This is a genomic window from Microbacterium sp. 18062 (assembly GCF_902706225.1).
Lineage (GTDB): Bacteria > Actinomycetota > Actinomycetes > Actinomycetales > Microbacteriaceae > Microbacterium.
In genome coordinates, this window is record NZ_CACSKB010000025.1 from 44,504 (window position 1) to 56,453 (window position 11,950).

General features: G+C 69.8%; 11 protein-coding genes and 1 pseudogene. 4 read left to right on the forward strand and 8 right to left on the reverse strand.

The window, feature by feature from the left end; translation table 11 throughout:
* Positions 1-185: 185 nt before the first annotated feature.
* The 7 genes from GVL03_RS10945 to xseA are packed head-to-tail and all read right to left on the reverse strand — an operon-like array spanning position 186 to position 6,579.
* Positions 186-842, reverse strand: a complete 657-nt coding sequence (locus GVL03_RS10945; RefSeq protein ID WP_159501028.1) for a response regulator transcription factor — start codon at positions 840-842, stop codon at positions 186-188.
* Positions 839-2,290 (reverse strand): cell wall metabolism sensor histidine kinase WalK, encoded by a 1,452-nt coding sequence (locus GVL03_RS10950; protein WP_235038122.1) that lies wholly within the window; start codon positions 2,288-2,290, stop codon positions 839-841. The genes GVL03_RS10945 and GVL03_RS10950 overlap by 4 nt, the downstream gene beginning before the upstream one ends.
* A gap of 40 nt (positions 2,291-2,330) precedes the next feature.
* Positions 2,331-3,725, reverse strand: coding sequence for a class II fumarate hydratase (locus GVL03_RS10955; RefSeq protein ID WP_159501029.1), 1,395 nt, complete (start codon positions 3,723-3,725; stop codon positions 2,331-2,333).
* A gap of 35 nt (positions 3,726-3,760) precedes the next feature.
* On the reverse strand, positions 3,761-4,360 hold the full coding sequence (locus GVL03_RS10960) for a carbonic anhydrase (protein WP_159501042.1): 600 nt from the start codon (positions 4,358-4,360) through the stop codon (positions 3,761-3,763).
* A 38-nt stretch (positions 4,361-4,398) separates the two neighbouring features.
* Complete coding sequence (locus GVL03_RS10965) at positions 4,399-5,037, reverse strand: DUF4245 domain-containing protein (protein WP_159501030.1); 639 nt, start codon at positions 5,035-5,037, stop codon at positions 4,399-4,401.
* Positions 5,037-5,267, reverse strand: a complete 231-nt coding sequence (locus GVL03_RS10970; RefSeq protein ID WP_159501031.1) for an exodeoxyribonuclease VII small subunit — start codon at positions 5,265-5,267, stop codon at positions 5,037-5,039. The genes GVL03_RS10965 and GVL03_RS10970 overlap by 1 nt, the downstream gene beginning before the upstream one ends.
* Positions 5,268-5,277: 10 nt before the next feature.
* Positions 5,278-6,579 carry an exodeoxyribonuclease VII large subunit gene (gene xseA, locus GVL03_RS10975; protein WP_159501032.1) on the reverse strand — a complete coding sequence of 434 codons (1,302 nt, stop codon included), beginning with the start codon at positions 6,577-6,579 and terminating at the stop codon, positions 5,278-5,280.
* Between the two features lie 115 nt (positions 6,580-6,694).
* Between xseA and GVL03_RS10980 the strand changes: the two genes are divergently transcribed.
* From GVL03_RS10980 to GVL03_RS10990, 3 genes and pseudogenes are all read left to right on the forward strand, one after another.
* Positions 6,695-7,729 carry a 4-hydroxy-3-methylbut-2-enyl diphosphate reductase gene (locus GVL03_RS10980; protein WP_159501043.1) on the forward strand — a complete coding sequence of 345 codons (1,035 nt, stop codon included), beginning with the start codon at positions 6,695-6,697 and terminating at the stop codon, positions 7,727-7,729.
* The gene (locus GVL03_RS10985; protein WP_159501033.1) at positions 7,726-8,292 is read left to right on the forward strand and encodes a DUF6264 family protein; all 567 of its coding nucleotides are present in this window, start codon (positions 7,726-7,728) and stop codon (positions 8,290-8,292) included. Before GVL03_RS10980 ends, GVL03_RS10985 begins: the two co-directional genes overlap by 4 nt.
* 228 nt (positions 8,293-8,520) lie before the next feature.
* Positions 8,521-9,562, forward strand: a pseudogene (locus GVL03_RS10990) (IS110 family transposase).
* A 113-nt stretch (positions 9,563-9,675) separates the two neighbouring features.
* Here GVL03_RS10990 and fbaA read toward each other — a convergent pair.
* The gene (gene fbaA / locus GVL03_RS10995; RefSeq protein ID WP_159501034.1) at positions 9,676-10,704 is read right to left on the reverse strand and encodes a class II fructose-bisphosphate aldolase; all 1,029 of its coding nucleotides are present in this window, start codon (positions 10,702-10,704) and stop codon (positions 9,676-9,678) included.
* 190 nt (positions 10,705-10,894) lie between these two features.
* On the opposite strand from fbaA, the gene glpX reads away from it, so the two are divergent.
* Positions 10,895-11,884 (forward strand): class II fructose-bisphosphatase, encoded by a 990-nt coding sequence (gene glpX, locus GVL03_RS11000; protein WP_159501035.1) that lies wholly within the window; start codon positions 10,895-10,897, stop codon positions 11,882-11,884.
* The last annotated feature ends 66 nt before the right edge of the window (positions 11,885-11,950 follow it).

Here is an 11,950-nt window from a genome sequence, read left to right on the forward strand (position 1 = left end):
GGACGAAGAAGAGAGAAGACGTCGACGCCGATTCCCCCCGGTGAGGTGAGCGACGATCACGAGTTCGGGTCTCGTGAATTCTCTATAGTCCCCGGCGTCCCCCAGCGCCGGGGACTTCTTCGTGCACGCCCGCGCCTCGTGTGAGTCCTCCGGACACGTCGACCTTGGCGGGCGGGGGAGAGGGGTCACTCCCAGCGGTAGCCGGCACCGCGTACGGTGGCGATGCGCTCGTGCCCGAACTTCGCGCGGAGGTACCGGACGTACACGTCGACGACGTTGGAGCCCGGATCGAAGTCGAGGCCCCACACCCTGCTGAGCAGCTGCTCGCGGCTGAGCACCTGTCCGGGATGCCGCAGGAACTGCTCGGCGAGCGCGAACTCCCTCGCGGACAGATCCACCTCGCGGCCGGCGATGCTCGCGCGCCGCGAGAGCACGTCGAGGGTCACGTCGCCATGGGCGATGGCGATGGTGCCGGTGGCGACGTTCTCGCGCAGCCGCGAGCGGACACGAGCGAGGAGCTCGTCGAACTTGAAGGGCTTCGGAACGTAGTCGTTGGCTCCGGCGTTGAGGCCGTCGACGGTGTCGCGCGTACTGCTGCGCGCCGTCAGCATGATGACGGGGAGAGCCGATCCCTGACCGCGCAGGTGCCGCAGGACCTCGAACCCGTCGAGTCCGGGGAGTCCCACGTCCAGCAGCAGCAGGTCGACGTCTCCGGAGAGCGCGCGATCGAGTGCGTCGTCGCCGTTCTCCACCACTTCCGCCGCGAATCCGGCGGATTCGAGCCCGCGGTGCACGAAGGAGGAGATCCGGGGTTCGTCCTCCGCGATCAGGATGAGTGTCATGTGGTCGCCTCTCGCTGCAGCACGACGTCGCCGGCGCGCACGGGGGTGGGGATGATAGAGGCCGGGTTCTGCCCGGTCGGCACGTGGATGGTGAAGATCGCTCCGCCGCCGGGGGTGTCGGTGACGACGCAGGAACCGACGTGCGCCTGCGCGATGGCCTCGACGATCGCCAGTCCCAGACCCGAACCGCCGATGCTGCGATTCGTGTCGACCCGTGCGAAGCGCTGGAAGATCCGTCGCCGGGCCGCCGGAGGGATCCCCGCGCCGTGGTCGCGTACCCACAGCCGTGCCTCGTGCTCATCGAGATCGCTGCCGATCTCGATGGGAGAACCCTGCGGGGTGTACTTGGCGGCGTTGTCCGCGAGCTGCAACCAGGCCTGCGTGAGGCGGTCCGCATCCCCGATCACGACACCGCGTGCGCGCCGCAGGATGGAGAAGGGATGGCCCGGGAGCGCGGCGGCGAGCTCGGCGACCCGCTCCGTGAGCATGCCGATGTCGATCGGTCGCATCTCGAACTGGTCTCCCTGCGCGGACGACAGCAGATCGATGTCGTCCACGAGTCGCGTCATGCGGTCGAGCTCGGAGATGCCCATGTCGCGGATGCCGATGACGTCGTCGCGATCGTCGACATCCATCATCTCCAGGTGCCCGCGCACGATCGTGATGGGCGTCTTCAGCTCGTGCCGGATGTCGTCGAGCAGCTGACGCTGGCTGCTCACCGACGCCTCGAGACGATCGAGCATCGAGTTCATCGTGCGCGAGAGGTCGGCGATCTCGTGATCGCCGTCCTCCGGCACCCGGGTGCCGAGATCGTCGAAGGTGACCGCGTCTGCCGCTTCCCGCAGCTGCCGGAGGGGCGAGAGCAGCTGCCCGGTCAGGAACCAGCTCACGAACCCGAGCGCGCCCATCACGATGAACGCGGCGATCACATAGGTCGTGACCGCTTCCGCGACCGGGGCCAGCTCGACGTCCAGACTCACGGCTCGAAGGTAGACGCCCTCGGCGGGGTCTCCGGGCACGTGCACCGGGAGCGCGACGTAGCGCACGTTCCCCGTGTCGGTGCTCACCGTGCCGATCACGGCCGAGTCGGCGTCGGCCGCGCGGGCCGCGGCGGCGATCAGCGCCGGATCCTCGATCTTCTCGAACTGGTTGCCCCCGTCCGGACGCACCGCGGGGACCCCGTCCACGAGACCGACGACCCCCTCGTTCTGCGCGGAGAGGAAGCCGGCGACCACGTGTCCGTAGTAGTCGGTGACGGAGGTCGCATCGCTCGTCGGCCGCAGTGCCGAGATCTTCTCCAGCAGCCGATGGTCGACCTCGTCGATCGTCCGCACGTACTGGATCGAGAAGGTGACGCCGCCCGCGACGAGCAGCCCGACGCACGCCACGATGAGGATCGCCCCCAGTGTTCTCACGCGCGCCGAGAGCATCCTCGGCGTTTGGTTCACGCTCCGATTATCGCGCGATCCGGGCGATTCGCCGTGCGCGTCACCCCGGGTGCGTCATCGAGAGCAGATCGAGCTTCTCGTCGAGCTGTTCGGAGGTCAGCTCGCCGCGCTCGACGTACCCGAGGTCGATGACCGCCTCGCGGATCGTGATGCCCTTCGACACCGAGTGCTTCGCGATCTTCGCCGCCGCCTCGTAGCCGATGAGCTTGTTCAGTGGAGTCACGATCGAGGGCGACATGCCGGCGTAGGCGGCCGCACGCTCGAGGTTCGCCTGGAGGCCGGAGATCGTCTTGTCGGCGAGGACGCGGACCGTGTTCGCGAGCAGCCGGATCGACTCGAGCAGCGCGGTGCCCATGACCGGGATGGCGACGTTCAGCTCGAACGACCCCGACGCGCCCGCCCAGGCGATCGTCGCGTCGTTGCCGACGACGCGTGCGCAGACCATGAGGGTCGCCTCGGGGACGACCGGGTTGACCTTGCCCGGCATGATCGACGAGCCCGGCTGCAGATCGGGGATGTGCAGCTCACCGAGACCGGTGTTGGGTCCTGACCCCATCCAGCGCAGGTCGTTGTTGATCTTGGTCAGTGAGACCGCGATCGTGCGGAGGGCTCCGGACGCCTCGACGAGGGCGTCGCGGTTCGCCTGGGCCTCGAAGTGGTCCTTCGCCTCGGTGATCGGCAGGTCGGTCTCGGCCACGATGAGCTCGAGCACCTTCTGCGGGAACCCGATCGGGGTGTTGATGCCGGTGCCCACCGCGGTGCCGCCGAGCGGCACCTCGGCGACGCGGGGGAGCACGGACTGCACCCGCTCGATGCCGAGGCGAATCTGCCGGGCGTAGCCGCCGAACTCCTGCCCGAGGGTCACCGGGGTGGCGTCCATGAGGTGGGTGCGACCGGACTTGACTGCGTCCTTCCACAGCACGGCCTTCTCCTCGAGCGCGACCGCGAGATGGTCGAGCGCGGGGATCAGGTCGTCGATGAGCTCCTGGGTGACGGCGATGTGCACCGAGGTGGGGAACACGTCGTTCGACGACTGCGAGGCGTTGACGTGGTCGTTCGGGTGCACCGTGGCGCCGAGGTCGGCGGTCGCGAGGGTCGCGAGCACCTCGTTGATGTTCATGTTCGACGAGGTGCCGCTGCCGGTCTGGTACACGTCGATCGGGAACTGGTCGGCGTGCTCGCCGGCGATCACCCGGTCGGCCGCGCGGGCGATCGCGTCGGCGATGCCGGCGTCGAGGGTGCCGAGGGACTTGTTGGCCTGGGCCGCGGCCTTCTTGATGCGCGCGAGGGCGACGATCTGCGCCGGTGCGAGAACGTCTCCCGAGATCGGGAAGTTCTCGACGGCGCGTTGGGTCTGCGCGCCGTAGAGCGCGGATGCGGGCACTCGCACCTCGCCCATCGTGTCGTGCTCGATGCGGTACTCGATCTCAGCCACGGGTGTCTCCTCTGACGGGTCGGTGGGTTCGGGGTTCAGGCGGACACGTCGCCCACGATGAAGTCGGGCACGGCCGTGCCCTCGGCGAGGCGGTAGTTCACCCCGACGATGGCGACGCGGCCCTCGGCGACCGCGACGCTGATGAGCTCCGACGAGTGCAGGAGCTCATTGACGGTGTCGCGCAGGTGCTCGCGACCGACGAGCTCGGCGTCGACGTTGCCGGCGGTCGTGCCGTGCGCGAGCTGCACCCGTCGGACGGCCGGAACGATCGGGGCGATCTGGCGCCAGATGCGAGCTGGGAGGGCCGGGGCGTCGAGGGCGGTGCTGTCGATGGCTGCGCGCACGGCGCCGCATTCGTCGTGGCCGAGCACGACGATGAGCGGCGCCTCGAGCACCTCGATCGCGTACTCGAGACTGCCCACCACCGAGTCGGAGATGACCTGGCCGGCGTTGCGCACGACGAAGAGGTCGCCGAGTCCCTCGTCGAAGATGATCTCGGCCGCCAGGCGCGAGTCGGAGCAGCCGAACAGAGCGGCACGGGGGCGCTGTCCGCCGGCGAGCTCGTGCCGGCGCTCGACGTTCTGCCGGGGATGGCGTGGGGTTCCGGAGACGAACCGGGCGTTGCCCTCGAGCATCTCCTCCCAGACGATTCCTGGTGTCGGGTGGGCGTCGTTCACGGGGCTTCCTCCCGAAGAGCGCTGATCTGATCGGTGAGGGATGCGGCCACGAGCGCTGCGGTGTCGGCGTCGGAGGTGCCGTAGATCAGCACCTGGTCGACGCCGGCGTCGGTCGCGAGCGCGTACGAGATGTTGCCGGCGCGGCCGGGGTCGTCGATGTCGTAGCGATCCCACGAGGTGCCGTCGATGGTGACGGTGCCGTCGGGGGTCTCGCCCGAGAGGGTGCGTGAGACCCACGACGGGTCGGGCTCGAACGCCTGGGACACCCGCAGGAAGCTCGTGTCGTCGGGAACGTAGACGATCGTGAAGGTCGAGATCTGGTCGCCCTCGCGCTTCGCGGAGTTGACGCGCCAGGAGTCGGGGACATCGGGGGCGATCACGGTTCGGCCGTACGCCTCGCCGAGACCCTGGGCGATGTCGGCGACGTCGATGGGCGCGGGCTCCGCGAGCTGGCCGCGCGGCACGCCGAAGATCACGACGGCGACGACGGCGAGGGTGACGATGAGCGCCGCGATGAGGTTGCGGAACGTCTGGCTGGAGCGATACCGCTGCGAGGACTCGGCCTTGCGGCTCGCCGTCTCCTCCGGCGTCTCCGGACGGCCGAGCTCGGCCACCACGCGACCCTCGTGCGGCATCAGGCGTCGTCCTCGTCCGTGCGGCGTGCGGCGTCGAGCCGCCGCTTCGCGCCGAGCAGCCACTCCTCGCAGCGTGCGGCGAGGGCCTCGCCGCGCTCCCACAGCGCCAGCGAGTGCTCGAGCGTCGGCGACCCCTGCTCGAGCTCGGCGACCACGGTGACGAGCTCGTCGCGGGCCTGCTCGAAGGATAGGGACGTCACGTCGGCGACACTCTCCTCCGGCACGGACATGCCTCCCATTCTAATCGGGCTCGGACGCCGGACCGGACGTCGTCTCGGGCACCTCGCCCGACGAACGCGCGCCGAACGATCCGCGACCGACGGTCACGACCACCTCGGCGCCGTCGGGGGCCTGCGCCGCGTCGCGAACGATGATCCCGCCCGGAACGTGCGCGATCGCGTAGCCGCGGGCGAGGGTCGCGCCGGGCGAGAGGGCCCGTAGCGACGCGCGCAGCTCGGCGGTCTCGCGCGCGCCGCGCGCCAGGCGGCGGTCGAGGGTGTCGCGACCGCGTCCCGCGAGCAGCTCGACCTCGTGCGACCGCCGTTCGAGCGCCGCCTCGGGCGCGTGCAGCACGGGTCGCGAGCGCAGCTGGTCGAGCTGCGCGATGTCGTGCGAGACGCGCATCGAAAGCCGTGACCCGAGCCGGGAGCGCAGCTGGCGCACCAGCGCCCGCTGCTCCGAGACGTCCGGGACGACGCGCTTGGCGGCATCCGTCGGCGTGGAGGCGCGGAGGTCCGCGACGTCGTCGAGCAGGGGGTGGTCGTTCTCGTGACCGATCGCCGAGACGACGGGCGTCCGTGCGGCGGCGACGGCGCGGAGCAGTCGTTCGTCGCTGAATCCGAGGAGGTGCTGAGGGTCGCCGCCGCCGCGGGCGATGATGATGACGTCCACGTCGGGGTCGGCGTCGAGCCTGGCGAGGGCCGCGATCGTCTCGGGAACGCACCGGTCGCCCTGGACGGCGGCGTGCGCGGTGCGGAACTCCACCTGCGGCCAGCGCAGTTCGGCGTTGCGGTGCACGTCCTTCTCCGCATCCGATCGCTCGCCGGTGATGAGGCCGATCACGTGCGGCAGGAATGGGATCGGTCTCTTGCGGTCGGGGGAGAAGAGGCCCTCGGCCCGCAGCCGGGAGCGCAGCTTCTCGAGACGCTCGAGCTGGTCGCCGAGACCCGTGTGCCGCATGCTCGCCACGAGCACGCTGAAATCGCCGGTCTTGACGAAGTAGTCGGACTTGATGCTCGCGACGACCGAGTCGCCGACCTTGAGGTCGTCGGGCAGCCGCTGCAGCGTCGAGGACCAGATGCGGAATCCGACGCTGGCGTCCGCGGTCAGATCCTTCAGCCGGCCGTAGACGTTGCCGCCACGCACGTTCCACGACGTGATCTCGCCCTCGACCCAGACCGAGCCCCATCCGGACACGAACGCGCGGATGGTGTCGTTGAAGCGGGCGACGGAGGTCGGGGCGTCCTTCGTCGCGTCGCGCGGGTGCACCGAGTCGGCGGGCGGCGCCTGTCCCGGCGCGGGATCCGGTGCGAACCTGGTCATGCGTCCTCCTCGTGCCGCCATCGGCCGGCGTCCAGCCTCATCCGGCGGCCATCGGCCGCCGTCCAGGGGGCGCCCGTAGAATCGAGGCGTGAGCTCTCCTGCCGTGCAACTGCCCGTGCCCCGTGTGCCGGGGCGACGAGGCCGCCTTCAGGATATCCCGGTGGTCGGACACAAGAGGGTCCTCCTCGCCGCCCCCCGGGGCTACTGCGCCGGGGTGGACCGCGCGGTCGTCGCCGTCGAGAAGGCGCTCGAACGGTACGGGGCCCCCGTCTACGTGCGCAAGCAGATCGTCCACAACGTGCACGTGGTGACCGAGCTCGAGGCGAAGGGCGCCGTGTTCGTCGACGAGGTCGACGAGGTCCCGGCCGGCGCGCACGTCGTCTTCAGCGCGCATGGCGTCTCGCCGGCGGTCGTGTCTGCCGCATCCGATCGCGGGCTGCAGGCGATCGACGCGACCTGCCCGCTCGTCACCAAGGTGCACCGCGAGGCGGTGCGCTTCGCCCGGGACGACTACGAGATCCTGCTGATCGGTCACCTCGGCCACGAGGAGGTCGAGGGCACGGCGGGCGAGGCGCCCGAGCACGTGACGATCGTGAACTCGCCGGCGGATGCGGACACCGTCGAGGTGCGGGATCCGGGCAAGGTCGTGTGGCTCTCCCAGACGACGCTGTCGGTCGACGAGACGATGGAGACCGTGCGGCGGCTGCGTGCCCGCTTCCCCGAGCTGCAGGATCCGCCCTCGGACGACATCTGCTACGCGACGCAGAACCGCCAGGTCGCGATCAAGAAGGTGGCGGTGGGTGCGGACCTCGTCATCGTGGTGGGCTCGGCGAACTCGTCGAACAGCGTGCGCCTGGTCGAGGTGGCGCTCGAGCACGGCGCGAAGGCCGCCTATCGGGTCGACTACGCGGACGAGGTGCGCCAGGAGTGGCTCGAGGGTGTGCAGACCGTGGGCGTGACCAGCGGCGCATCCGTGCCGGAGGTGCTCGTCCAGCAGGTGCTCGACGACCTCGCCGGCGCGGGATACCGCGACGTCGAAGAGGTGCGCACGGCCGAGGAGGACCTCGTCTTCTCGCTTCCCAAGGAGCTGCGCGGGGGAATGTCCGGACGCCTCGGCGGGCGCGCGTCGACCGAGCGGAGCTCCTCGTGAGCAACGCGGCCGGGAACGAGCGCCCGCGCCCGCAGTACGGCGAGTACGCGACGCCCGAAGAGCAGCGCGCGCGCATCCGTCAGCCGGATGCGTCCGCCGCCCTCGAGGACGGACGGTCGCCGTCCGCGCCCATCGATCAGCGCGCGCCCGTCGATCCGGTGATCCCCGGCCCGGTCGCCGGGACGCGTCCGCGCTTCGTGGACCGGGTGATCACGTTCGCCCTGCTCGGCTACGGTCTGTTCACGGTGCTCGGCTCGATCCCGGCGGCGACCGACTACACGCAGTTCGCGACGACCTTCCTCGAGGTGTTCGGCGTCGACCAGGCGCTGTCCGATCCGGCCGGCGCCCGCGGATGGGGCCTCGCCGCGGCGCTGGTGCTCGGGATCGGGTGGGTCGCGACGCTCGGCCTCTCGTGGATCAGCCTGCGTGCCCGTCGCGTCACCTTCTGGATCCCGCTCGTCGGCGGCATCGTCGTCAACCTGGTGTCCTCGGTGCTGCTGGTCGCGCCCCTCATGGCCGACCCGGCCGTCTGGAGCGCACTGCAGGACGCCCTCCTCGGCTGACAGTGATGATGGTGGTGGGAGCCCCGCAGCGTTCGTCCTGACTCTTCGGCTGACTGACTTCGGGTCTTGAACGGGATCTGTCGGTCGTTCGCTGCGGGGCTGCCGTGCACTCACCGTGCGAGGGTTGTGACCTCATAGGAGCCTGTGCCAGCAGGCACCCATCACTGTCTTGTCCACTCGCTCTCGGCGGTGCGTGCCGTTCTGCCCGGATGAGTGAGAGGAACGGCGATGACCACCATCGCACGACAAGTCGAAGATGACCAGATCGAGGTAACCGTCGGGGTCGATACCCACAGTGACACGCATACCGCCGCGGTGATCGACACGGCCGTGCCACCAGTTCCCCGCCGACGCGACCGGCTATGCGGCTCTGCTGGCGTGGGCGGTGACGTTCGGGGCCGTGCTACTCGCGGCGATCGAAGGCACCGGCGCGTACGGTGCTGGCTTGGCCCGATTCCTGCGTGGTGCGGGGGTCGACCTGTTGGAGATCGACCGGCCTGACCGCAAGGCCCGCCGATTCGCGGGCAAGTCCGACCCGTTGGATGCGGAAGCCGCAGCCCGTGCGGGGCTGGCCAGGGTCCGTACCGGGATCCCGAAAGACCGCACCGGGAAGGTCGAAGCGCTCCGGAACCTGCGTGTCGCCCGCCGCAGCGCGGTCGACCAGCGCGCCGACCGCACCAGGCGCATCAAGACCCTGCTGGTCACTGCCCCGGACGAGCTCCGCGAGCGACTCCGCCACCTCACAGACCGGCAGTTGCTGCGCACGTGTGCTGCTCTACGCCCCGAAACGACACGGGCCGGTGAGCCAGAGCAGGCCGCGAAGATCGCACTGCGCACCCTGGCCCGCAGGCACGCCGCGCTCGTCGAAGAGATCACCGAACTCGACGCGATCATCGCCCCCCTCGTCACCGCGATCAACCCCGCACTGCTGCCGTTGAACGGTGTCGGTGCTGACGTCGCCGGGCAGCTGCTCGTCACCGCTGGCGAGAACACCGACCGGCTCCACTCAGAAGCCGCGTTCGCGATGCTCTGCGGCGTCGCACCCATCCCCGCATCCTCCGGCAAGACCCGCAGGCACCGCCTCAACCGCGGCGGCGACCGACAGGCAAACGCCGCGCTCTACCGCATCGTGCTCTGCCGGCTCCGATGGGACCCACGCACCCAGGCCTACGCCCGTCGACGCACCGAAGAAGGCCTCTCCAAGAAAGACATCATCCGCTGCCTGAAACACCTCATCGCCCGAGAGATCTACCACGTCACCACCACTTGACATCCAAAGCAGCATCCCACGCGTCGCCGGTCTCTGGTTCCCTCGGGCCGGATCACGCCCCCGTGACGACGATGCCCCGACCATCGGCCGGGGCATCGTGCGACACGGGATCGTCAGGACGTGCTCTGGCCGAACGAGCCGAGCTGCTGCGTCGCCTCGACGACGCGGGCGGCCAGCGCCGACTCCGCGATCTTGCCCCACGCGCGCGGGTCGTAGGCCTTCTTGTTGCCGACCTCGCCGTCGACCTTCAGGACGCCGTCGTAGTTCGAGAACATGAAGCCGGCGACAGAGCGCGTGAACGCATACTGGGTGTCGGTGTCGATGTTCATCTTCACGACGCCGTTCGCGACCGCGAGCGCGATCTCGGCGTCGGTCGAGCCGCTGCCGCCGTGGAAGACGAGGTCGAGGGGCTTCGCGCCCGTGCCGAACTGCGCCGCGATGCCCTCCTGGATCTCGCCGAGCAGCTCGGGACGCAGCTTGACGTTGCCGGGCTTGTACACGCCGTGCACGTTGCCGAATGTCAGAGCAGAGATGTACCGGCCGTTCTCACCGAGTCCCAGGGCCTCGACGGCCTTCGTGACGTCGGCGACGGTCGTGTAGAGGGCCTCGTTGCTGCCCTCGTGCTGCACGCCGTCCTCCTCGCCGCCGACGACGCCGATCTCGACCTCGAGGATCGCGTTGATGTTCTTCAGGCGCGGGAGCAGCTCCTTGGCGATCTCGAGGTTCTCGTCCAGCGGCACGGCCGAGCCGTCCCACATGTGCGACTGGAAGATCGGCTCGCCGCCGGCCTTCACCTGCTCCTCGGACGCCTCGATCAGCGGCAGCACGAAGTCGGCGAGCGCGGGCTTCGGGCAGTGGTCGGTGTGCAGGGCGACCGTGATGGGGTAGTTCTTCGCGACCTCGGTCGCGAACTTCGCGAACGCCAGGGCGCCCGTCGCACGGCCCTTGACGGTGTGCCCGGCAAAGTAGTCGGCGCCGCCGGTGGTGACCTGGATGATGCCGTCCGAGCCGGCCTCGGTCAGGCCCTGCAGGATCGCGTTGATCGACTGCGAGCTGGACGCGTTGATCGCGGGGTAGGCGAAGCCGCCGGCCTTCGCACGGTCGAGCATTTCGGCGTACTGATCGGGGGTAGCGACGGGCATGGCTGCTCCTTGCGTTGATGCGTCGGTTCACCGGCAACTCTACCGAAGCGGGCCCTCGCGCCGTGGGTCGTGAGCCGGAAGAAGCCGTCCGTGGGGGCGGAAATGCCGCGCGGGTAAGAATCCCCAATTCTTCTCCCGCTCGCGCGAGCGATCCGGTGTCCCGGCGACGCATGCTGGATAGGCTGACGACATGGTGAGCCTTACCGCCGACATGAGTCCGCTGCATCCCGACCGAAACCTCGCACTCGAGCTGGTCCGCGCGACGGAGGCGGCCTCCATCCGGTCGGTCCCCTTCATCGGGCGCGGGCAGAAGGAGGCCGCGGACGGCGCCGCGGTCGACGCGATGCGGGCCTTCCTCACCACCGTGAACTTCGACGGTGTGATCGTCATCGGCGAGGGTGAGAAGGACAACGCGCCCATGCTGTTCAACGGCGAGCACGTGGGCACTGGGCGCGGCCCCCAGTGTGATGTCGCCGTCGACCCGATCGACGGCACCTCGCTCACCGCCGCCGGGCGCAACAATGCGCTCTCGGTGATCGCGGTCTCCGACCGCGGAGCGATGCTCGACGCCTCGAGCGTCTTCTACATGGACAAGCTCGTCACGGGGCCCGCCGGCGTCGGTGTGGTCGACATCCGCCTGCCGATCGGTGAGAACATCCGCCTCCTGGCCGAGGCGCTCGGAAAGCCGGTCGACGAGCTCGTCGTCTCGGTTTTGCATCGCCCCCGTCACGAGCGGCTCATCGAGGAGATCCGCGAGGCGGGTGCGGGCACCCGGCTCATGAGCGACGGCGACGTGGCCGGCGGGATCAACGCCGCGCGGCACAACGCGCGCACCGACATGTGCGTCGGCATCGGGGGAAGCCCCGAGGGCATCGTGACGGCCTGCGCGATCAAGGCGCTCGGCGGACACATCCAAGGGCGTCTCGCGCCTCTCGACGACGACGAGAAGCAGCGTGGCATCGACGCCGGCCTGGCGTTCGACGGGCACGTGTACGAGGCGGACGATCTGGTCAAGGGCAAGAACACGATCTTCGTCGCGACCGGGGTCACCGACGGCCAGCTCGTCGCCGGCGTGCGCCGCGAGGGCGGGTTCGTCTACACCGAGAGCGTCGTGCTGCGCGGTGCCTCCGGAACGCTTCGCCGGATCACCTCGGAGCACCTCACCTCGAAGTGGCTCTGATCCACCGGCGTTAGGCGCACTCCGGCCCTGACCACCCCCAGGAAGGGGCGGGGACACGGGCAGGAA